The sequence below is a fragment of the Haliscomenobacter sp. genome (genome assembly GCF_033763495.1).
Lineage (GTDB): Bacteria > Bacteroidota > Bacteroidia > Chitinophagales > Saprospiraceae > Haliscomenobacter.
Genome location: NZ_JANRKL010000034.1, coordinates 1 through 20,370 on the forward strand (window position 1 = coordinate 1; position 20,370 = coordinate 20,370).

Below are 20,370 nucleotides of genomic sequence, written 5' to 3' on the forward strand. Positions count from 1 at the left end.
TTATAAAAAATTTAAAACGGTGCCGTGTGGCCCCCGGCCCGCGGGCCCCCTGCCTTTTCCCATCTTGTTTTGAATACGCCGCCGGCGCACCCCCAAACTTCTCAACTTCTCACTCCTCAACCTTTCTTATGTTCTCATTCGACATCCAACATAAAGACCCACAATCTTCGGCGCGGGCCGGACTCATTCAAACGGCGCATGGGGCCATCCAAACCCCCATTTTTATGCCCGTGGGTACCGCAGGTACCGTAAAGGCTGTGCACCAACACGAACTGGAGCAGGAAGTAAAGGCACAAATCATCCTTGGCAATACTTATCACCTCTATTTGAGGCCGGGGATCGATATTTTGCAGCAGGTAGGCGGCTTACACAAATTCAATGGCTGGAACCATCCCATCCTCACCGATAGTGGAGGGTATCAGGTTTACTCTTTAGGCAATACCCGCAAGATCAAAGAAGACGGCGTTACCTTTCGCTCGCATATCGACGGTTCGCCGCATTTTTTCTCCCCGGAGCGAGCCATCGACATTCAACGCATCATTGGGGCAGACATCATCATGGCTTTTGATGAATGTACTCCTTACCCTTGTGAATATGGCTACGCCAAAAAGTCGATGGAAATGACCCATCGCTGGCTGGAGCGTTGTTGTGCCCGTTTTGACAGCACAGAGGGCTTGTATGGGTACGAGCAAACCCTGTTTCCGATTGTACAGGGCAGCACGTATCCTGATTTACGCATTCAATCGGCTGAAGCCATCGCCTCTTTCAACCGCCCGGCTAATGCCATTGGTGGTCTTTCAGTAGGAGAACCGGCTGAAGACATGTACGCCATGACCGAGTTGGTTTGTGGCATTTTACCAGCCGATAAGCCCCGTTACCTCATGGGCGTGGGCACTCCGGTCAATATCCTGGAAAGCATTGCACTCGGCATAGATATGTTCGACTGCGTTTTGCCCAGCCGCAACGCCCGTCATGGCTTGCTTTATACCGCCGACGGCATCCTCAACATGCGCAATGCCAAATGGAAAGACGATTTTTCACCCATTGATGCCAATAGCCCCTGTCACAGCAGTCGTTTTTACTCCAAGGCTTACCTGAAGCACTTGGTCCAAAGCAATGAAATTTTGGGGATGCAGATTGCTACCTTGCATAACTTGTCCTTTTTCTTGTGGTTGGTGGGTGAGGCGCGGGCGCACATTCAGGCAGGAGATTTTCGGGAATGGAAGGAGGGGATGGTGCCGAGATTGGAGGCGAGGTTGTAATTTTTATAATCCTAGAGCTCATTCAAAAATTCTTCTAAGGCTGTACCTTGTTTTTCTCCCTTTTGGATTTGACGAATTTCTTTAAAGGCAGTACTTAAGCGTTCTTTAAACAACAAAAGACTTTTCAGGCGATTGTGTTCTGCTAAAAAGTTTTCCCATTCTTGTACCGACAATTGCACAAAAATTGCTTTACCTTGATCATTTACAACATAATTCACATGCGGTGCCATAAGACTTTCTTTGATAAAACCTCTAACAAAAATACAAACTTTTACTTTCCCACACACTGGTTTTTCCGCGATAAAAGCTTTAAGTTTGTCGTTTGTCCGTAAGCAGCGAATATCACCATCATGGCAGAACCCAAAGATCCATCGATCAAAAAAAATGTAAGCTTGACAGGTCGGAAACCCCGTTCAAAGAACGAGGATTTATCGACTTTTGTCTACGGCAAAGTGCCGCCACAGGCCATTCCCTTGGAAGAAGCCGTACTGGGTGCGTTGATGATCGATAAGGATGCCTTGACCGCTGTATTGGACATTCTCCAGCCCGAAAGTTTCTACCTGGATGCTCACCAGTTGATTTACCGGGCCATGCTGCGTTTGTTCGAACGCTCGCAACCGATTGACTTGCTGACTGTTACTGAAGAACTCAAAAAGACGGCCCACCTGGAAGCCATTGGTGGCCCTTATTATCTGGTGGAATTGACCAACAAAGTAGCTTCTTCGGCCAATATCGAATACCACGGGCGACTCATTGCCCAAAAGTTCATCCAACGAGAATTGATCCGGGTTTCCAACGACATCATTCGCAATGCTTACGAAGACACCACCGATGTATTCGACCTCCTGGATGATGCCGAGCAAGGGCTCTTTTCCATTGCGGAAAAAAACATGAGCCGCAGCTATGATACCATGAGTTCTCTGGCTGCCAAGACCCTCAAACAAATGGAGGAACTCAAGGGTAAGGAAGATGGCCTTACCGGGGTCCCCACAGGTTTTGTGGATTTGGATCGGATTACCTCAGGCTGGCAACCTTCCGACTTGATCATCATGGCGGCACGCCCAGGTATGGGTAAAACCTCTTTGGTGCTTTCTCTTGCCAAAAATGCTGCCTTGGACTACCAAAAAGGGGTAGCGGTGTTTTCTCTGGAAATGGCCTCGATCCAGTTGGCACAACGCCTGATTTCTATGGAATCGGAAGTACCCCTCCACAAAATGCGCAACGGCCAATTGGAAGAAGACGAATGGAAACGCCTCAAGGAAGCCATCGAGCGCATCAGTGATGCTCCCGTGTACATCGACGATACTCCCGGGATCAACATCTTTGAACTCCGTGCCAAGTGCCGCAGGATGAAGATGCAATACGACATCCAAATGATCATCATCGACTACCTCCAGTTGATGAGTGGTGGCGGCGAAGGAGCCAAAGGGGGCAACCGCGAACAGGAAGTATCTGCCATCTCGCGTGCGCTCAAGGGCTTGGCCAAGGAATTGAGTGTACCTGTGATAGCCTTGTCGCAGTTGAGCCGCGCGGTGGAAACGCGGGGTGGGAGTAAGCGGCCGCAGTTGTCGGACTTGCGTGAATCGGGATCGATCGAGCAAGACGCTGATATGGTGACGTTTATATATAGACCAGAATATTATCAAATCCTCGAAGACGAACAAGGCCAATCCCTCAAAGGCATCGCCGAAATCATCATTGCCAAAAACCGCCACGGGGCCCAGGATACGGTGCGACTGAAATTTACTGGCGAGTTTGCACGCTTCAGCAACTTGGATGACCCTGACTTTGGTAGCTTCCCCAGCGATGTGTTCAGCAACCCATTGCCCAGCAACATCATTACCATGCCCTCCCGTTTCAACGATGAGGAGGATATTCCATTCTGATTTCACAGGATAAAAAGCCCATTTTGCAGACAAAGCCTCTCGATTTGCCAATCGTTTGGGTGGCGAATTTTTAAGGACAGTATTTTTGATACTGAAAATTTGATGAACCAAGCATCCATGTACTGCATCGAAACCACCCACTTAACCCACCAATTTGCCCCCGGCAAAAACATCCTGGACGACATCAATCTCCAGGTACCTACCGGTAGCATTTACGGTTTTTTAGGCCCCAATGGCGCCGGGAAGACCACCACCCTTCGCCTGATTTTAGGCCTACTCAAAAAACAAAAAGGGGAAATCCGCATTTTTGGCCAAAGCTTGGCCGAGAACCGGGTAGCCATCCTGCGCAAACTAGGCTCGCTGATTGAAACCCCTTCCTTGTACGGGCACCTAACCGCCGCCGAAAACCTATTGCTGCTGCAAAAAATCTACCAGAGCCCCAAAGCCCGTATTCCAGAAGTTTTGGAATTAGTCGGTTTGCCCGATACAGCAAATAAAAAAGTCAGCCAGTTTTCCCTGGGCATGAAGCAACGCCTGAGTATTGCCGTGGCCTTACTCAATCAACCCGACTTGCTGATCCTGGACGAACCCACCAATGGCCTTGATCCCAATGGCATCATTGAGATGCGCGAGTTGCTCAAACGACTCAACCAGGAGCAGGGTATTACCATCCTGATTTCCAGCCACCTTCTGGCTGAGATCGAAAAGCTGGTGACCCATGTGGGCATTATTCACAAAGGACAGCTTTTGTTCGAAGGCACTTTGCCCGATTTGGTGCACAAACAGCAGGAAAGCTCTCGCGTGAGCTTGATTACCAACGACAATGCCCGCTCCTTACAATTGGTTCAAAGCCTACAACCAGAAGCCCAACAGCAAAATGGCAAACTATTACTGCCCTTGTTGCCCCCGGAGCAAATTGCCCAACTCAACCGCCATCTGGTACAAAACAACATCGATGTGTACCACCTGGCGGTAGAAAAAAACGACCTGGAAAGCATTTTTATGGAATTGGTAAACAACTAAAAACATGGCAACGATTCTTCTAAATAGCATCCAAAGTGAATGGATGAAAACCAAACGCAGTGCTGCATTTTGGCTGGTTTTGAGCGGTGGCTTTTTTATTCCTGGGATACTGACTTTGGTGCACCTCGTCTACATCAAAAAACTGGGAAAAATTTATGCGAACACTCCTTTTTGGGAGAAATGGCTCATCAACGGCTGGGAGTCCATGTCGGTTCTGCTCATACCCATGGGGATTGTGCTGGCAACCAGTTTAATTGCCCAACTGGAATACAAAAGCAATGGCTGGAAACAAGTTCATACTACACCTCAGAATTTAACTACCGTATTTTTTGCCAAATACACCGTTGTATTGGTTTTGATGTTACAAATGTTTGTACTATTTGGCTTGAGCATGTACCTGGCCGGGGCCATTCCTGCCTGGTATTATGGTCATATTCAGTATCCCAAAGAGGCTTTTCCCTGGGGCAGATTCATCCAAATCAATGCTTCCTTTTATGTGATGGCCTTGCCTATTGTAGCCTTGCAATACTTGTTGAGCATCCAGTTCAAAAATTTTATGGTATCTCTGGGGGCGGGAGTCGCGTTGGTAGTGGCAGCCATCATCGCACTTTCATGGCGCTATGTTTACCTCGTTCCTTATACTTATGGGGCGATTTATTATTTACAATTGCAGGGCAAAATGCGCTTCAAAAGCAACATCCTGGACATCCATTACCTGGCTTTGATTTATTTCTTTGCGTTTACCCTGCTTAGTTATATTCTTTATCTTACCAAAAAAGAAAAGGGGTAGAATGCGTAGATCAATCATCACCTTATTGCATGTGGGGTATTGGTTTTTGTACAGCTTGCTGTGGGCATTGATCATTTTGTTGGTGGCCGCAGCAACCCGTTCGGGGAACAATAACCCTCTACAAACCTGGCGCTTTGTTTATTTCATTGGTGTTTTTGGGGTCATTCCAGCAATCCTGGGCTTTTACACTTTTTATGCCTGGTTGTTTCCGCAGTTTTTACAGCGGGGGAAAATGTTAGCGCTGCTTCTGGTTGGATTGGCCGCTGCGATTGGCTGCGGAGTGCTGAGTGCGGCGATCTTATCGGTATTGTTCCCGGATTTTTCCTTTTTTAACGATGGGCTCAATTCCGGAGGAGCAATCACGATAGCATTGACCACCATCGCGCTGTTGAATGGGGGCGTGGGATTGGTCATCAAGGGATTCATCAGTTGGTACAACGAAACCAAACTCAAAGAAAGCTTGATGCAAAAGAACTTTGAAATGGAGTTGGCCCTGGTGAAGTCCCAAATCAACCCCCATTTTTTGTTCAATACCCTGAACAACATTGATGTCTTGATTGGCAAGGATGCAGCACGTGCTTCTACTTACCTGAACAAGTTGTCGGACATCATGCGCTTCATGTTGTATGAGACCAAAACGGAAAAAATTCCCTTGTCCAAAGAATTGGCTTACATTGAAAAGTATGTCGACTTGCAACGCATCCGCACTGCCACGTCAGATTATGTGGAGTATGTGGTGGAGGGCGAAGTGCACGATCGGCTGATTGAGCCCATGTTGTTTATCCCCTTGGTGGAAAATGCCTTCAAACACTCGGCGTTGCGTGAAAAGGAAAACGCCGTGCAAATTCGGATTTCGATTGCCGATAATCAATTGGTTTTTGACTGCTCAAACAAGTACAAAGAGGGCGCCCAACACCCCCAGGAATACGGCGGATTGGGCATTACCTTGATCCAAAAAAGATTGTTGGCACTTTACCCGAAAAAACACCAGCTGGAAATCTCAAAAAATGGCGATACTTACCAGGTCAAATTAACACTGCACCAAACATGGAAATCCGCTGCATCATAGTTGAAGATGAACCGCTGGCCCTGGAACGCACCAAAGGCTATGTACAAAAACTGCCTTTTTTGAGCCTGCTCACTACCTTCGACAATGCTACCGATGCCCTCGTTTTTTTGCAAACTGAAGTTGTTGATCTGATTTTTTTAGACATCAACCTGGGTGAGGTATCAGGGATTCGGCTTTTGGAGACTTCCAAAATCAATAGCCAAGTCGTGATCACCACCGCCTACCCTGATTATGCCATCAAGGGTTTTGATCTGAACGTATGTGATTACCTGCTAAAACCATTCGGTTTTGAACGTTTCGTACAGGCGGTAGATAAAGTGCGCAACAACCTGCTGAAGCCCGAAGCCCTGCCGGATAAAAAATTTATTTTTGTCAAAACCGAGTACCGCCTGGAAAAGGTGGTGCTGGACGAGATTCTGTACATCGAAGGCATGCGGGATTATCGATGTATTTATACCCTGAATAAACGGATCATGACTTTACAAACTTTTGGTGAACTTGAGCATGAAATCCCTGGCCATTTAATTTGTCGGGTACACAAATCCTACATGGTGGCGATTGATAAAATCGAGTCGATTGAAAAGGAGGTGGTCAAGATTGGGGAGAAGTATGTGCCGGTTTCGGAGACGTATAAGAAGGAGTTTTGGCGGGTGATACAAGGGAAGCAGTAGTTTACTACCAAAGCTACATTTTATTATCACAAAGGAAAAAAGAGGGCACAAAGGACACAAAGTTATACATTGACACCTCACCCCAACACCTCCTGCAAAATCTGATGCGAATGAATCTCCGGCAAATGTTCCAAATGCAGCCGATAATAATCCAATAACTTGTTCAACAACTGCCGCCGTTGCCCTGCAGGCAAGCGCAAAAGATGACATTCCGTGTAGTTGCTGTTCAGCAGGGCATAAAAAGCCTTGCTCAGTTCCAGATCCAGGCAGTATGCAGCTGCAGGGGAATTGTCGGAAAACACTCCTTCCTGAAGATCAAATACCGGAGTGTCCAAACTCCAATCTCCTCCTGGCATGAACCCCAGGTAAGCACTGAGTTCCACTAAAAAATGCAAATGTAAATTGGCAATGGGCTGTTGAGTTTGATCCAGAAACTGGAAAGTTTGGTACAAAAAATTGAATAATTCTGGATGCGCTTCGGCTTCACGAATGGTTTTGCGCGCGATTTCAGCCATGAACAAACCTACCGCACTCTTGCGCACATCAAAAGGGATGGCGCGGTAAACACAAGCGGATTTGATTTCCTTGATGCGACTGAGTCCTTTGTCTTCGCGTACTCCTGCTACCATGTCCACCAATGTCATCACCTGGTAGATGCTGGCATTGTGTTTGGATCTTTGGCTGCGTACCCCGTTGACAATGTAGCTCTGCAAACCTTTTGCCTCGGTGAAAATATCCACAATGAGGCTGCTTTCAGAGTATTTCAGGGTACGGAAAACAATTCCACGGGTTTCGACAAGCATGCGCATTTGATTTAGAACAGTCGGCGCGATTAAAACATCGATTTATCCCCAATTGTTAAATTTAATCTAAAGTTTCAAGAAAGTTATCGATTTCTCCTTGACTTAGCCATCCTTTTGCTAATAATTTTGTCCTTGGTAGAAATAAAATTTTAAATTTTTCTACCCGACTTTAAAAACCTATTATCATGAAAACCCTGTTCTCTGCTCTGCTGCTGACCTGTTTGTTGAACACTGCCTGGGCTGGTCCCTTAACTACCGAACAGCTACGCAGCAATCTAATTGCCAATACCTGGCGGGAAACCGACGCGAACGAATGGACTGGTTTTGGACTAATGATGGAATTTAACGATAACGGAATTGTGACGGTTATCAACAATACCCGTGCCGAATGGCCTGCCATGGCCCGTTACACCTGGACTGTAGATTTGCAACGCGAAACCCCAGTCCTCTCCTTCCGGGACTACACCGGCAGTACTTTCCGCTATACGGCGATACAAACCTTACGTGGATTGGACTTGTTGCCCTTTGATTCCGAAATGCGCACGGTGATCCATCTGAGCACTGGCAATCGGGTGAATCCTGTCCAATGGACCAAAACACAACAGACCCTACTTGGTTCCTGGGAAAATACCATTGCCGTCCCCGCCGCCAATAGCCAGGTGCCTCAACTGCGCTTCAATTCAGATGGAACTTACGCCTTGTCCTGGGGCGCCATCAATACCTCCGCTAAGGTACGTGAAGCTGGCCGCTGGATGTTGTCCAAGTGTAGCGACTTTATCATTCTGATGCCAGAGGATAGCGACACATTGGAATACGCGAAGGTACGTTTGATCAGTGCCGACGAAATGGTAGTGGAACAACTGGTGGTCACCAAAGGAAGCTTGGTGATCAATAAGGAAGTGAAGAATATGTTCTTTAATAAGTTGTAAGTTGAGGAGTTAAAGTGTTGAAAAGAAGCTACCGCAGTGAATTAGACATGACCTTGTCAAAAACGCTGCGGTAGCTTCTTTTCAACACTTCAACTTTTCAACCCTCTAGCTATTACGCGTCTACATTCGCGTATTTCGCATTTTCCTCAATAAACTGACGACGTGGTGGTACTTCATCCCCCATCAGCATGGAGAATACCCGGTCGGCCTCCATGGCGTCGTCGATGGTAACCAGGCGCAGCATGCGACGCTCGGGATCCATGGTGGTTTCCCACAATTGCTCGGCGTTCATCTCACCCAAACCCTTGTAACGCTGTACTTTCACGCTGCTTTCATTGTTGCCGCCAAATTCTTCAATCGTGGCGCGGCGCTCCTCCTCATTCCAGCAATAGCGCTCATTTTTGCCCTTTTTGATCAAATACAAAGGTGGTGCAGCAATGTATACGTTGCTGTTTTCAATCAAGGGTTTCATGTAGCGGAAGAAGAAGGTCAGAATCAAAGTGGTGATGTGGCTGCCGTCCACATCGGCATCCGTCATGATGACCACTTTGTGGTAGCGCAACTTATTGATATTGAGGATACGGTCACCATTTTCATCCTCTTCGATGCTTACGCCCAAAGCAGTGAAAATGTTTTTGATTTCCTCGTTTTCGTAAATTTTGTGCTCCATGGCTTTCTCCACATTCAGGATTTTACCCCGTAGTGGCAGAATGGCCTGGATGTGGCGATTGCGGCCTTGTTTGGCAGTACCACCTGCCGAGTCCCCCTCGACCAGGAAAACCTCACTCTCGTGTGGGTCTTTGGAGGAGCAGTCCGCAAGTTTACCAGGCAAACCTCCACCCGCAAGCACGTTCTTGCGCTGCACCATTTCGCGGGCTTTGCGCGCAGCGTGCCGCGCAGTAGCCGCCAGAATAACCTTGTCGACAATGCGGCGGGCTTCACGGGGGTTTTCCTCCACGAAGTTTTTCAGTACGTCCCCAACGCATTGGGATACGATAGAGGTAACCTCAGAGTTGCCCAATTCACCTTTGGTCTGGCCTTTGAACTGTGGTTCGGGTACTTTTACCGATACCACCGCGGTCAAACCTTCGCGGAAGTCTTCGCCGGAGATTTCTTCCTTTAGCTTTTTAAAAGCCCCTGAGTCTTCGCCGTATTGTTTGAACACCCGTGCCAGCGCCGAGCGGAAGCCACGTACGTGGGTACCCCCTTCCCGGGTGTGGATGTTGTTGACGTAAGAGTAAATGTTTTCCTGATAGGACTCATTGTAGATCATGGCTACTTCCACTTCTACATCGTCCCGGCGCGTCATCACGTAGATGGGTTGCTCGATCAATGGCTTTTTAGCACCATCTAGGTAACGGACAAATTCCTGCAAACCACCTTCGGAGAAGAATGATTCGCTTTTTCCCGTTCTTTCATCCAACAAGCTGATGTGTAATCCCTTATTCAGGAAAGACAACTCTTTAACCCTGCGTACCAATATCTCGTACTCGTAAATGAGGGTTTCAAAGATGGTCGCATCCGGGGTAAAGGTGATGGTGGTACCTGTTCTATCAGATTCACCAATTACTTTTACATCGCCTTGTGGTTTACCTTTGGCAAATTCCTGTACAAAAATTTTGCCTTCCCGGTGCACTTCAGCTCTCAGGTGATCGGAAAGTGCGTTGACACAGGAAACCCCCACGCCGTGCAAACCACCCGATACCTTGTAGGTGTTTTTGTCAAATTTTCCACCAGCGTGCAATACAGTCATGACCACTTCCAATGCTGATTTTTGCAACTTGTGGTGCATGCCTGTGGGAATACCCCGGCCATTGTCCTTTACCGTAACCGAGTTATCGGTGTGTACAATCACTTCGATGTGGCTACAATGACCTGCGAGATGCTCGTCGATAGAGTTGTCGACAACCTCCCAAACCAAGTGGTGCAATCCCTTTGTATCGGTGCTACCAATGTACATTCCAGGCCTTTTGCGGACGGCCTCTAAACCTTCGAGTGCCTGGATGTTATCCGCGCCGTAATCATCGGCGTTATTTGAATCCTGTAGATTCTCTTGCGTCTCTTTTACCATATCCATCTTGCAAAGATACGGGAAAACTACGAGATTTAGAAGAAAAAAATGCGCAAAAATTTGGATTTGAATAATTTTAATTTACTGTAAATCAATTTTTTATAGTTTATTTTTTCAAAGCAATCATTCCTGATTCTTTTTCATTGCTTTCTAATGGCTTTAATGAGGTGTTTAATAATTACTTATTTTTGTGCCAGACCTAAAAATGAATGGATGGAGTGGCAGATTGAAAACTTGGCAGCACTTCCCCTCTACAGTCAAAAACTGCTGGAAAATTTTCCTGAGCGGCGGGTTTTTGCCTTTACGGGCGAAGTTGGAGCAGGAAAAACGACCTTTATTCAAAACATCTGTAGGCATCTGGGGGTTACTCAAGTGGTAAGTAGTCCCACTTTTGCACTGGTCAATGAATATGTCTACAAGGAGGCGTTGAGTGGTGAAACGCGTTCGGCCTATCATTTGGATTTGTACCGTTTGCGGAGCATTGAAGAGGCTTTGGACATCGGGATCGAGGACTATTTGTACAGCGACAATTACTGTTTTGTCGAATGGCCGGAAATCATCGAACCCTTGTTGCCTGAAGATACCTTGCGGATTCATTTTGAAATGCTGAGCGATTCCCAACGAAAAATGCTAATTTTGTAAAAACAAAAGCGAGGAAAAGCCAGACTACCTTCAGTCGGGCCCCAACTCGGTTTACTTCCTGAACTATGAGTGGTGGAAAAGAAGGAAATGGCGGAACGGCCATCGCTATACCCAAGTCTTTAACAGACATCCAATATCAAACTCAACCGGAAACGCTGGATGTACAGCAAAAATCGGAGAAGTTGTTTATTGGTATCTCTAAAGAAAGTACGCTCCAGGAAAATCGGGTAGCCCTGGTTCCTTCTTCGGTAGCGATTTTGACTGGGTATGGTCATCGTGTGGTGGTTGAATCGGGTGCGGGAGAAAAAGCACATTTCACCGATCATCAGTTTTCAGAAGCCGGAGCAGAAATAGCCCATAGCAAGGAGGAGGTATTTCGGGCCAAAATATTGTTGAAAGTTGCCCCACCTACGCTGGCAGAAATCGAGTTGATGCACCCCAATCAAATCCTCATTTCGCCACTCCACCTACCGATCATCTCTGGGGAATACATCAACAAACTTCGCCAAAAAAGGGTCATCGCCCTGGCCATGGAATACATCAAGGACGACCTCGACAACTTCCCAGTTGTGCGCACCATGAGCGAAATGGCGGGCATTCGAGCCATGCTAACCGCAGCGGAATTGTTGACGAGTACCGGCGGCGGTAAGGGCATCCTGCTAGGGGGGATTTCCGGGGTTCCCAGTGCCAAAGTGGTTATTTTGGGTGCGGGAATCGTAGCCGAAAATGCTACCCGGGTAGCCCTGGGGCTAGGTGCCGAAGTTCGTATTTTCGACAACAACATTTACAAGCTCAAACGCCTGCAAAATCAGGTGGGCCGCCAGTTGTATACCTCTTCTATTGATCCATATTACCTACGAGAGGAACTGTTGACCGCCGATGTAGCAATTGGTGCCATCCATTCCAAAAGCGGGCGTGCACCCGTGATTGTGAGCGAAGAAATGGTGTCGCGGATGCGCCCGGGTGCCGTGATTGTGGATGTGAGCATCGATCAGGGCGGCTGTTTTGAAACCTCCCGGGTGACTTCATTGGATAAACCGACTTTTATCGAACACGGCATCATCCATTATTGCGTGCCAAATATTGCCTCACAGGTGCCGCGTACAGCTTCTATGGCGATCAGCAATATCTTGACTTCCATTTTGTTGCGATCAGGCTCTACTAGCAGCATCGAACATTTGTTGTTCAGCAATCCGGGCCTCCGGCATGGGGTGTACACCTACAAGGGCTGTTTGTGCAACGAATATTTGAGCGAACGGTTTCAGATCAAGTACACGAATCTGGATTTGTTGATTACGTCGCATTTTTAACTACAAAAGCACTAAGACGTAAAACCTCGATCAAAAAGACTTCGTTCTTTAAATCTTAGTGCCTTCGTGGCTAAATATATGCCTTGTAGGCATTAACTCAATGCTCCACACTATTCAAATCATACTTCTTCAACAAATCCTGGGTTTGCGCCAAAAGGACTTTTAGGTCTTCCACGTTGTGTTCCTGATCTTCCGCTATCGGAACCACAGCTTCATCTGCATCCACAACAGGCTCAGATCCTCCTTCATTACGCTGAAAAAAGGCCGTTTCGGCCTCCTCCTCCACCGGAGCTTCCTGGCGGGAAGAAGTAATTTCAATGACCTCGGGTATTTCGGCAAGGGCTTCGGGCTCAGCAGCTTCAATTGCTGCTACTTCCTCCGGTTCCGCTGCAATGGCTTCAATGCTGCTGTCTTCAGGTTCGCCGCTTAGTTCCAGTGCTTCAAGAACGGGGTCTCCAGCCGCATTTTCCATTTCTTCAAAGTATCCGGTATCCAATCCATTGTCAGGGCCAACTTCCTCTTCCAGCTCAGATGTCTCTTCCGATTCAGGTTCACCCAGTGCTTCATTCAAGACAGCTTGATTTTCAGTCTCTTCTAAAGCCTCTAACTCGTCCTCAGTTAGACCCTCACCACAGTCATCGTAAATTTCCTGAACATCGAGATCGACCTCGTAGCCTTCTACTGCAAAACTGTAGGACTGGCGATTGAGCAAAGGATTGTCTAATACAGGAACGCTCAGCACTGGCTCGAGGCTACCTGGGATTTGTACTATTACTTCATAAGGCAATACGGAGAAAGATACTCCAGTTGCGCCTTCTGTGGTGTTGCCACCACGTACGGTTACATTTACAATTTTCATGGCTGAAATAATTAATATTAATAATGGGAAAAATGATACGGCACGAAGAAATGTGCACCTGGTAGTGGAGATAACTTGAATTCGGCTCTTGGTGGAAACGATGGGAAAGATAGGCAAAAGTGTTTTACTTGTAGAATTTTACTCATGTATTTTATACAACAACTGCAATTAAGTCATTGATTAGACAAGTCTTAAAAATCTTGTCTAATATTCTTTTGAAAATGAAACCTAAAGCGAGATTTGCCGTATACAATGAGTTGTGCATAAAAAAGTAAGGGAGCACCATACAGCATCAAATAGCTGTTGATAACCCCCTACCCACCAAACACAATAAAAACTATAATGAGTATCTCGATTTAAAATCCCGCCTTCAAATAACTCCAGCCCAGGCGTTGCTTGTTGGCAATTTCCAGTGCCCCCGAGCGCACGAAATTGGCCTCTGGCACTACTGCATCCTTGGACACATTCCGCTCTTTGAGGGAAAATTCGCAAGCCACAAAGCTGATGCCTTTGGCGGCCTGTTCTTTGATCTGTTTTTGAATGACACAGCGCTCGGTAACCAGCATGTACAATCCCGGGCCGTGACAGACCACTTCGATGGGTGTATTGGGTGCCACGGAGCGGATATTGTTCAGCTGTTTCATCAAAGCCTTGTGTGCTAAGGTATCCTGGGTTACTACCTGAAACACAATTTTATTGTCCTGGTAACCCTCGTCGCTGAGGGTTTGGTGGTTTTGCGCCTGCACAAATTGCAAGGCAGGCAGCAAAAGCAGGAGCAAGCATATTTTTTTCATCAACACGGTATTTATTTCTTTAAGTAAATTGATAATCTACACCACTGACCTGAGTCAACAGGGTTTGGGGGGCATCCAATATTTTGGCATTCAGTGGAGGTGTAGGCGTTACTGGTGAATGTTTGGCCAGGTACTCCCGCATGACCGAATGTAGGGTGTAAGGCGTGTTTTGGGCATCCACCACATTCCTGATGCGGCAGAGCATGTCCATTGGGTCACCCTCCCGCTCACAAGCACAAATGCTGTAGGTCTTGTTCAAATCCAGTGGCTTGTCGCCAATTTCAACGGTTTGAACCCGTTTGCCTTTCTCGGCAAAAGCATTGAAGGAGATTTCCATCCCCTTGAATTTGATCAACCAGCCACCAAAGCGTTGTGAGGCATCTTTGGCAAAAACATTGTTCAATTCACTCTCCAACCAATTGACGATTTGTTGCCCAGTTACCTTTGCGGTACGCACGGTACTGTCTACGGGGAGCATGTCATAAATGTAGCCATTGGTGATCGGGATATTGCCCGTTTGGTCGGGAGTAGCCCGGGGGGGGCAAAAGCGGAATCCATTGGACAACACCACATCTACTTCCGGCAATTTCCACTTCAGGGAGTCGAGCACCATGGTATCGATGGGGTTTTCCACCACAAAATACCGGTAGAGTGGGATGGTGCTGTATCCCACCACCTTGTAAATGTCTTCAGAAAAAGGCTGCTCATTGGCTTGCACCAGGGCATTCATTTCTTTGTCTGCCTTGTGCTTGCTGGCATCAATCTCATCGAGGGTGTACTGATCCGCAATTACTTTTCCATTCTGGATGGTGAGTTCCAGGCGGCCAACAAAGGAGCCAAAAGCGCCAGGTTCCACTACTTTGGAATACTTGCACTGGATCGGTTTGCGCACCCGCTCGTGGGTGTCGCCCCCCAGGATGTAGTCTACACCCTCACATTCCGGCTTATTGGCCAGGGCAATCTGTTGTGAAAGACCCAAATGCGCAATGATGAGCACATAAGCGCATTGTTCCTGATTGCGCAGCACATCCACGTAATGGGCGAGGTTTTCTTCAGGTTGGGTATAAATGATACCTTTGCTGTAAATCGGCGATTGGCGCAAGGGCACGAGGGGATCGGTATACCCCAAAAAGCCAATTTTCACCCCCGCTACATTCCAGATGTGGTAGGGCTGAAAAATCAGTTCTCCCTTTTTTTTGTCGCCGAGGTCGTGGTACATATTGGCGCAAACCTTGGGTGCATTGAGCGAGCCCAGCAGTGTTTGCATCATTTTTTTATGGTAAATCACCTCCCAGTTCCCCGGCAGATACAGGTCATATTTCAACTGGTTCAAAATGGGAACCATTGCTTTTCCGGTCGTTTTGATGGACAATTCACTGCCCTGAAACATATCCCCCGTATCCAACACAAAAGTATAAGGGTTCTTCTTGCGTTCCTTTTTTAGGTAAGTTGCCAACTGAGCATAACCGCCAGTTTTACGGAAGGTAATCTGGTTGTTTTCCCAAAACAACTCATCGTGAGGATGTACCTGACAATGCACATCGGTGGTTTGCAGGATGCTGATGGTGAAGGGTTTATCGGCTTCGGGCAAGTCGTTTTTTGTAGGCTCTGCTGCCTGAGCAGCAATTGGAGTGGCTCCAATCAAGCCAGCACCTGCACTCAAGGCGCCTACTTGCCGTAAAAACTTTCTTCTGCTTTGCTCCAACATAACTCGGTTGATTGTAGAACCTGTCTAGGCGCCCCGACGGGACGGTAAGTTAGGTTTGTGTTGAAAAAATGATCACTTGGTTTTGGCAGGTTTAGGCTGAGCTGTCACTTTGTATGACGCAAAAAATTACTTCCCGATTTTTTTTAGAGGGTTTTGAATAGGAAGCTCACTTGAAATGAAGCGTTCGACTTCCTATTCAAAACCCAAATCGGGAACTTAATTTTTCTGCTTTGCTATGGGTTGAAAAGGCCCGAACTTGTGTTGCTGTTCTGAAAATCCATCAGCATAAGGGCCAAAAGGATGATCAATGGGCTTTTTGGAAATATCGGGCCAGTCCTGAGGTACATCTTTGTGGGGGCGACTTTGGGAGTTGACAAAGGCTGCCACATCCCAGGCTTCTTCGTCGCTTAGTTGTGGGCTGGTGTGACTCACGCCAAGCGGCATGTTGTACTTGGCGTATTTGGCAAAATTGCTGACGCGGTACAATCCTGCCCCATCGTTGTAGCTGTTTTTGCCCCACAAGGGTGGGTATACGTATTCGTTGCGGGCAGTATTTTTCAGACCACCACCATTGGCCTGATGGCAGCTTTGACATTTGTCGACATAAACCAATTTGCCTTTGGCGGGGTCCGCAGCCCGATCGAGGAAGGGAAGTTCTTTGAGCCCCGAGCCTTCTGCTTTTTCACCTTTGGGGACTTCTTTGCCCAAAAATTCAATGTAAGCTTTGATGGCTTGCATCTCCTTGCTGGTGGTGTCGAGTTCCATACCATTGAGGCTGCGCTGAAAGCAGTCGTTGACCCGTTTGTAAACGTTTTCAATGCTGCCACTGCGAGCGCGCATTTTGGGGTAGGTAGAGGCAACGGAACCATAGTTGTTGCCAAAAACCCTGGTACCTGCATCCAGGTGGCAATTCTGACAGTTCATGCCATTGCTGATGGCTTTGACTGAGCCTTTGGGGCCCAGGTATTTGGCGGTATGAGCAATCAGTTGTCGGCCATAGTTGACCTGTTCACGCTGCTTAGGGTCACTGATCTCACTCAATTTGGGCGCGATCCAAAAAGGGCTACTCGCCGCGCTGGCTAGTTTAAGCTTTTCGTCGGGCACGTCCACTTTAGGGTTTGGAGTTGTAATGCGATCCCAAAAAATCAGCAAATCCTCGTTAAATGCAAAAACCAGGGTCATTAAAATCATGCCTACAAATAGGATGGATACAGCATTGGTCAAAAGCTGGATGGTTTGTAACATGCCCCGGTCGAATGAATCTTTACCTTCGTTTTTCATAAAACCATTTTGTGCGATCAAAAATTCAGTAGGTGCTGCGTGTGTGTACAGCGCTTTTCTTAAAGCAATAGGTTCGTTTGGGTCAAAAGAGACGAATAAAAATTTTGCTAAAAGTATTTGGCCTGGCTTGAAAGGAATGTGACGCTTGTCACAAAAGGCTGAAATTTTATTTTGAATTAACATTGAGGCGCCAAATACTCATTGTGATTTTTTTTCAGCAAAGTGATCTGTTTCACAGAACAGCTTGTCAAAGGCGCCGAGTTTTGTCCCATCAGTTGAACACCAATTTTTTTGACCAAATAAAAATTTCTTGTGATGCAAGTTGAGCAAATCTATACAGGTTGCCTGGCTCAAGGTGCCTACTATATCGAAAGTGACGGTGAAGCAGTAGTGATTGATCCACTGCGCGAAGTACAACCTTACCTGGATCGTGCCGCTAAAAGTGGTGCCAAAATCAAGTATGTATTGGAAACACACTTCCATGCAGATTTTGTATCTGGCCACCTCGATTTATCAAAAAAAACCGGCGCTTCTATAGTTTATGGCCCTAATGCTCAAACAGGTTTTGACGCACACATCGCTCAGGATGGTGAGGAGTTTTCGGTTGGAAAGCTGAAAATTCGGGTACTGCATACTCCAGGTCACACCATGGAAAGTACCTGTTTTTTGCTGCTGGATGAACAGGGGAAAGAAACTGCCCTGTTCAGTGGTGACACCCTTTTTATTGGGGATGTAGGCCGTCCCGACCTTGCGCAAAAATCCGACCTGACTATGAATGACCTGGCGGGTTACCTTTACGATAGCCTGCGCAACAAGGTAATGACCCTGCCCGATGAGGTGGTGGTTTATCCTGCCCACGGGGCAGGTTCGGCTTGTGGCAAAAACATGTCCAAAGAAACCACTTCTACCATTGGCGCCCAAAAAGCCACTAATTACGCCCTACGCGCCGACATGAGTAAGGCTGAATTCGTTTACGAAGTAACGGATGGCCTGACTACGCCACCGAAGTACTTTCCACTCAACGTAAAACTCAACAAACAAGGCTATGAGAGTTTTGATGAGATCATGGAACGGGCTGCACAGCCACTATCTCCCGCTGCTTTTGAAGAAGCGGCAAATGCTACGGGTGCACTCTTGCTGGATGTACGCGAGGCACAGGATTTTGCGCAAGCTTTTGTACCCAACTCCATCAACATTGGTTTGAATGGCCAGTTTGCACCTTGGGTGGGGGCTTTGGTGATGGATGTCGAGCAGCCCATTTTGCTGGTTACTCCAGAAGGTATGGAACTGGAAACCATCACCCGTTTGTCGCGGGTAGGTTTTGACCATGTGGTAGGCTATTTGGAAGGAGGTATAGATGCCTGGAAAAAAGCCGGGATGGAGTATGATCATATTCAGTCCATTGACCCCACTGAATTGGCAGCAATCATGCAGGCGGATGAAAATCTTAAGGTCTTAGACGTACGTCGCCCTAGTGAATATGTAGCCGAACACGTGAAAGATGTGGAAAACTTCCCTCTGGACTACCTCAGCGACTTCATGAATGAGCTGTCCAAGAATGAGACTTACTACCTCCACTGTGCGGGTGGATATCGCTCGATGATGGCGGCTTCGATCCTCAAGTCACGTGGATTTGAACATGTCATTGACGTTGCAGGTGGGTTTAAAGCCATTCAGGAAACTGGGCTCTTTGAAGTGAGTGATTATGTGTGTCCAAATTCTCTTCGTCGACAAAAAGACGCAGAACTAGCATAGTTGATCTTTCGCGGCAGCTAAGGATTTAGCTGCCGCAATCCTTCTCTCTGGACTAAAAGTCTTTACGATGGAATCCCTGATTAAGAAATTTTTGCAACAAAACCGGCATTGGGCTTGTGAAAAACAGCACGATGATCCAGCCTATTTCGAAAAGTTGGCAGAAGGCCAAAAGCCGGTTGCACTGTTGGTTGGTTGCTCCGACAGCCGGGTATCGCCCTCGCTCGTTTTAGGAGGGGATTTGGGCGAACTGTTCATTCACCGCAACATTGCCAATGTTATCTCGCATTCTGACCTCAATTTTCTTTCCGTGATGCAATACGCGGTAGAAGTGCTGGAGATCCAGCACATCATCGTCAAGGGGCATTACGGTTGTGGAGGCGTCAAGGCCGCCATGCAAGATGAGGCCTATGGTTTGATTGACAACTGGCTGGTCAATATCAAGGATGTAATCGAGCAGCACCAGTCCGAATTGGATCAAATCCTGGATGGACAAGAACGTTTCAACCGCCTGGTCGAGATCAATGTGGAGGTGCAAATCGAAAACCTCAAGCACACCTCGGTGTACCGCAATGCCATCAAGGCAGGCCGTAAACTTTACCTGCACGGTTGGGTCTACGATTTTTCAACGGGTTTGATCAAAGTGCTCAAAACCGATGAGCCTGGAGTATGGGAAGATGTATTGGCCACAGAACCAGAATGTACTGCTTTGTCCTAAGTAGAGGGGCAAAATGAGCACTTATTTTTATATCGCCCCTAATCATCATTTAATGCCATGAAAACATTCATAGGATTATTGTTCATGCTGCTGAGTTTTGGTCAAAGCCTGGCTCAGTCTGCTTCGCCCGACTCGATCATTCATCAGTTTTTAACCAACAACTGTCGATGGGCCGCTACGAAGCAACACGAAGATTCCCTTTATTTTGATCACTTGGTCGAAGGGCAACACCCTGTGGCTCTGTTGATTGGCTGCTCGGACAGTCGGGTTTCACCCGCAGTGGTATTGGGCGCTGACCTGGGCAATGTATTCGTACACCGCAACATTGCCAATGTGGTATCCCACTCCGACTTGAACTTCCTGTCGGTGATGCAGTACGCGGTGGAAGTGCTCAAAGTGGATCACATCATTGTGTATGGGCACTACGGCTGTGGGGGCATCAAGGCGGCCATTGAAGATGAAACCTTGGGCCTGATCGACAACTGGCTGGCCAACATCAAAGACGTGATGCACATGCACCACAAGGATATGGAGGGGATCACTGACGAGCACGAACGCCTGAATCGCCTGGTGGAAATCAACGTGCTCAACCAGATCGAAAATCTGGAGGAGACCTCAGTATACCGCCAAGCCATGCGCAATGGGCGCAACATCCGCTTGCATGGTTGGGTATATGATTTTTCGACGGGAAAGATTAAGGTTTTAACCCCGGAGTCCGGCTTAGGCCCCCGCGAACACTGCGATTTCGAAAGCCTTGGTAAAGGCGATAAACACTAAACCTTAGATAATCACTCAATCAATC

19 protein-coding genes are annotated in these 20,370 nt (G+C 47.4%); 12 read left to right on the forward strand and 7 right to left on the reverse strand.

Going from position 1 to position 20,370, the window contains the following annotated elements; genetic code table 11:
* Positions 1–128 precede the first annotated feature (128 nt).
* Positions 129–1,262: a tRNA guanosine(34) transglycosylase Tgt gene (tgt, locus tag SFV55_RS03265; RefSeq protein WP_320028027.1), complete on the forward strand. Its 1,134-nt coding sequence runs from the start codon at positions 129–131 to the stop codon at positions 1,260–1,262.
* Between the two features lie 11 nt (positions 1,263–1,273).
* Here tgt and SFV55_RS03270 read toward each other — a convergent pair whose 3' ends face one another.
* On the reverse strand, positions 1,274–1,492 hold the full coding sequence (locus tag SFV55_RS03270; protein ID WP_320028028.1) for a hypothetical protein: 219 nt from the start codon (positions 1,490–1,492) through the stop codon (positions 1,274–1,276).
* 120 nt (positions 1,493–1,612) lie between these two features.
* Between SFV55_RS03270 and dnaB the strand changes: the two genes are divergently transcribed.
* From dnaB to SFV55_RS03295, 5 genes are all read left to right on the forward strand, one after another.
* On the forward strand, positions 1,613–3,148 hold the full coding sequence (gene dnaB / locus SFV55_RS03275; protein WP_320028029.1) for a replicative DNA helicase: 1,536 nt from the start codon (positions 1,613–1,615) through the stop codon (positions 3,146–3,148).
* A 102-nt stretch (positions 3,149–3,250) separates the two neighbouring features.
* Positions 3,251–4,171 carry an ABC transporter ATP-binding protein gene (locus tag SFV55_RS03280; protein ID WP_320028030.1) on the forward strand — a complete coding sequence of 307 codons (921 nt, stop codon included), beginning with the start codon at positions 3,251–3,253 and terminating at the stop codon, positions 4,169–4,171.
* Positions 4,172–4,175: 4 nt separating this feature from the next.
* Positions 4,176–4,961, forward strand: coding sequence for an ABC transporter permease (locus SFV55_RS03285; protein ID WP_320028031.1), 786 nt, complete (start codon positions 4,176–4,178; stop codon positions 4,959–4,961).
* 1 nt (position 4,962) lies between these two features.
* Positions 4,963–6,030: a sensor histidine kinase gene (locus tag SFV55_RS03290; RefSeq protein ID WP_320028032.1), complete on the forward strand. Its 1,068-nt coding sequence runs from the start codon at positions 4,963–4,965 to the stop codon at positions 6,028–6,030.
* On the forward strand, positions 6,009–6,701 hold the full coding sequence (locus SFV55_RS03295) for a LytTR family DNA-binding domain-containing protein (RefSeq protein ID WP_320028033.1): 693 nt from the start codon (positions 6,009–6,011) through the stop codon (positions 6,699–6,701). Before SFV55_RS03290 ends, SFV55_RS03295 begins: the two co-directional genes overlap by 22 nt.
* Before the next feature lie 77 nt (positions 6,702–6,778).
* Here SFV55_RS03295 and recO read toward each other — a convergent pair whose 3' ends face one another.
* Positions 6,779–7,504 carry a DNA repair protein RecO gene (gene recO, locus SFV55_RS03300; RefSeq protein ID WP_320028034.1) on the reverse strand — a complete coding sequence of 242 codons (726 nt, stop codon included), beginning with the start codon at positions 7,502–7,504 and terminating at the stop codon, positions 6,779–6,781.
* Between the two features lie 185 nt (positions 7,505–7,689).
* On the opposite strand from recO, the gene SFV55_RS03305 reads away from it, so the two are divergent.
* The gene (locus SFV55_RS03305) at positions 7,690–8,433 is read left to right on the forward strand and encodes a hypothetical protein (RefSeq protein ID WP_320028035.1); all 744 of its coding nucleotides are present in this window, start codon (positions 7,690–7,692) and stop codon (positions 8,431–8,433) included.
* 112 nt (positions 8,434–8,545) lie between these two features.
* On the opposite strand, the gene gyrB is transcribed toward SFV55_RS03305, so the two are convergent.
* Positions 8,546–10,510 carry a DNA topoisomerase (ATP-hydrolyzing) subunit B gene (gyrB, locus tag SFV55_RS03310; RefSeq protein ID WP_320028036.1) on the reverse strand — a complete coding sequence of 655 codons (1,965 nt, stop codon included), beginning with the start codon at positions 10,508–10,510 and terminating at the stop codon, positions 8,546–8,548.
* A gap of 207 nt (positions 10,511–10,717) precedes the next feature.
* Between gyrB and tsaE the strand changes: the two genes are divergently transcribed.
* Both tsaE and SFV55_RS03320 read left to right on the forward strand, forming a co-directional pair.
* A complete protein-coding gene (gene tsaE, locus SFV55_RS03315) occupies positions 10,718–11,146 on the forward strand; it encodes a tRNA (adenosine(37)-N6)-threonylcarbamoyltransferase complex ATPase subunit type 1 TsaE (RefSeq protein ID WP_320028037.1) in 429 nt (142 codons plus the stop codon).
* Positions 11,147–11,211: 65 nt separating this feature from the next.
* On the forward strand, positions 11,212–12,456 hold the full coding sequence (locus SFV55_RS03320; protein WP_320028038.1) for an alanine dehydrogenase: 1,245 nt from the start codon (positions 11,212–11,214) through the stop codon (positions 12,454–12,456).
* 97 nt (positions 12,457–12,553) lie between these two features.
* Here SFV55_RS03320 and SFV55_RS03325 read toward each other — a convergent pair whose 3' ends face one another.
* The 4 genes from SFV55_RS03325 to SFV55_RS03340 all read right to left on the reverse strand — a co-directional run bounded on the left by SFV55_RS03325 (position 12,554) and on the right by SFV55_RS03340 (position 17,098).
* Positions 12,554–13,315 (reverse strand): hypothetical protein, encoded by a 762-nt coding sequence (locus SFV55_RS03325; protein WP_320028039.1) that lies wholly within the window; start codon positions 13,313–13,315, stop codon positions 12,554–12,556.
* 356 nt (positions 13,316–13,671) lie between these two features.
* A complete protein-coding gene (locus SFV55_RS03330; protein WP_320028040.1) occupies positions 13,672–14,109 on the reverse strand; it encodes a DsrE family protein in 438 nt (145 codons plus the stop codon).
* A gap of 19 nt (positions 14,110–14,128) precedes the next feature.
* Complete coding sequence (locus SFV55_RS03335) at positions 14,129–15,817, reverse strand: bifunctional metallophosphatase/5'-nucleotidase (protein WP_320028041.1); 1,689 nt, start codon at positions 15,815–15,817, stop codon at positions 14,129–14,131.
* Positions 15,818–16,033: 216 nt separating this feature from the next.
* On the reverse strand, positions 16,034–17,098 hold the full coding sequence (locus SFV55_RS03340; protein WP_320028042.1) for a c-type cytochrome: 1,065 nt from the start codon (positions 17,096–17,098) through the stop codon (positions 16,034–16,036).
* A gap of 315 nt (positions 17,099–17,413) precedes the next feature.
* Here SFV55_RS03340 and SFV55_RS03345 point away from each other — a divergent pair, with 315 nt between their 5' ends.
* The 3 genes from SFV55_RS03345 to SFV55_RS03355 all read left to right on the forward strand — a co-directional run bounded on the left by SFV55_RS03345 (position 17,414) and on the right by SFV55_RS03355 (position 20,345).
* Positions 17,414–18,853: an MBL fold metallo-hydrolase gene (locus tag SFV55_RS03345; RefSeq protein WP_320028043.1), complete on the forward strand. Its 1,440-nt coding sequence runs from the start codon at positions 17,414–17,416 to the stop codon at positions 18,851–18,853.
* A gap of 67 nt (positions 18,854–18,920) precedes the next feature.
* Positions 18,921–19,568: a carbonic anhydrase gene (locus SFV55_RS03350; protein ID WP_320028044.1), complete on the forward strand. Its 648-nt coding sequence runs from the start codon at positions 18,921–18,923 to the stop codon at positions 19,566–19,568.
* Positions 19,569–19,625: 57 nt separating this feature from the next.
* Positions 19,626–20,345: a carbonic anhydrase gene (locus tag SFV55_RS03355; RefSeq protein ID WP_320028045.1), complete on the forward strand. Its 720-nt coding sequence runs from the start codon at positions 19,626–19,628 to the stop codon at positions 20,343–20,345.
* The last annotated feature ends 25 nt before the right edge of the window (positions 20,346–20,370 follow it).

Excerpts from the sequence above, each read along its gene's own strand:
- tgt (WP_320028027.1), top strand. The coding sequence starts at position 129 with ATGTTCTCATTCGACATCCAACATAAAGACCCACAATCTTCGGCGCGG.
- SFV55_RS03270 (WP_320028028.1), bottom strand. The coding sequence starts at position 1,492 with ATGGCACCGCATGTGAATTATGTTGTAAATGATCAAGGTAAAGCAATT.
- dnaB (WP_320028029.1), top strand. The coding sequence starts at position 1,613 with ATGGCAGAACCCAAAGATCCATCGATCAAAAAAAATGTAAGCTTGACA.
- SFV55_RS03280 (WP_320028030.1), top strand. The coding sequence starts at position 3,251 with ATGAACCAAGCATCCATGTACTGCATCGAAACCACCCACTTAACCCAC.
- SFV55_RS03285 (WP_320028031.1), top strand. The coding sequence starts at position 4,176 with ATGGCAACGATTCTTCTAAATAGCATCCAAAGTGAATGGATGAAAACC.
- SFV55_RS03290 (WP_320028032.1), top strand. The coding sequence starts at position 4,963 with ATGCGTAGATCAATCATCACCTTATTGCATGTGGGGTATTGGTTTTTG.
- SFV55_RS03295 (WP_320028033.1), top strand. The coding sequence starts at position 6,009 with ATGGAAATCCGCTGCATCATAGTTGAAGATGAACCGCTGGCCCTGGAA.
- recO (WP_320028034.1), bottom strand. The coding sequence starts at position 7,504 with ATGCTTGTCGAAACCCGTGGAATTGTTTTCCGTACCCTGAAATACTCT.
- SFV55_RS03305 (WP_320028035.1), top strand. The coding sequence starts at position 7,690 with ATGAAAACCCTGTTCTCTGCTCTGCTGCTGACCTGTTTGTTGAACACT.
- gyrB (WP_320028036.1), bottom strand. The coding sequence starts at position 10,510 with ATGGATATGGTAAAAGAGACGCAAGAGAATCTACAGGATTCAAATAAC.
- tsaE (WP_320028037.1), top strand. The coding sequence starts at position 10,718 with ATGGAGTGGCAGATTGAAAACTTGGCAGCACTTCCCCTCTACAGTCAA.
- SFV55_RS03320 (WP_320028038.1), top strand. The coding sequence starts at position 11,212 with ATGAGTGGTGGAAAAGAAGGAAATGGCGGAACGGCCATCGCTATACCC.
- SFV55_RS03325 (WP_320028039.1), bottom strand. The coding sequence starts at position 13,315 with ATGAAAATTGTAAATGTAACCGTACGTGGTGGCAACACCACAGAAGGC.
- SFV55_RS03330 (WP_320028040.1), bottom strand. The coding sequence starts at position 14,109 with ATGAAAAAAATATGCTTGCTCCTGCTTTTGCTGCCTGCCTTGCAATTT.
- SFV55_RS03335 (WP_320028041.1), bottom strand. The coding sequence starts at position 15,817 with ATGTTGGAGCAAAGCAGAAGAAAGTTTTTACGGCAAGTAGGCGCCTTG.
- SFV55_RS03340 (WP_320028042.1), bottom strand. The coding sequence starts at position 17,098 with ATGAAAAACGAAGGTAAAGATTCATTCGACCGGGGCATGTTACAAACC.
- SFV55_RS03345 (WP_320028043.1), top strand. The coding sequence starts at position 17,414 with ATGCAAGTTGAGCAAATCTATACAGGTTGCCTGGCTCAAGGTGCCTAC.
- SFV55_RS03350 (WP_320028044.1), top strand. The coding sequence starts at position 18,921 with ATGGAATCCCTGATTAAGAAATTTTTGCAACAAAACCGGCATTGGGCT.
- SFV55_RS03355 (WP_320028045.1), top strand. The coding sequence starts at position 19,626 with ATGAAAACATTCATAGGATTATTGTTCATGCTGCTGAGTTTTGGTCAA.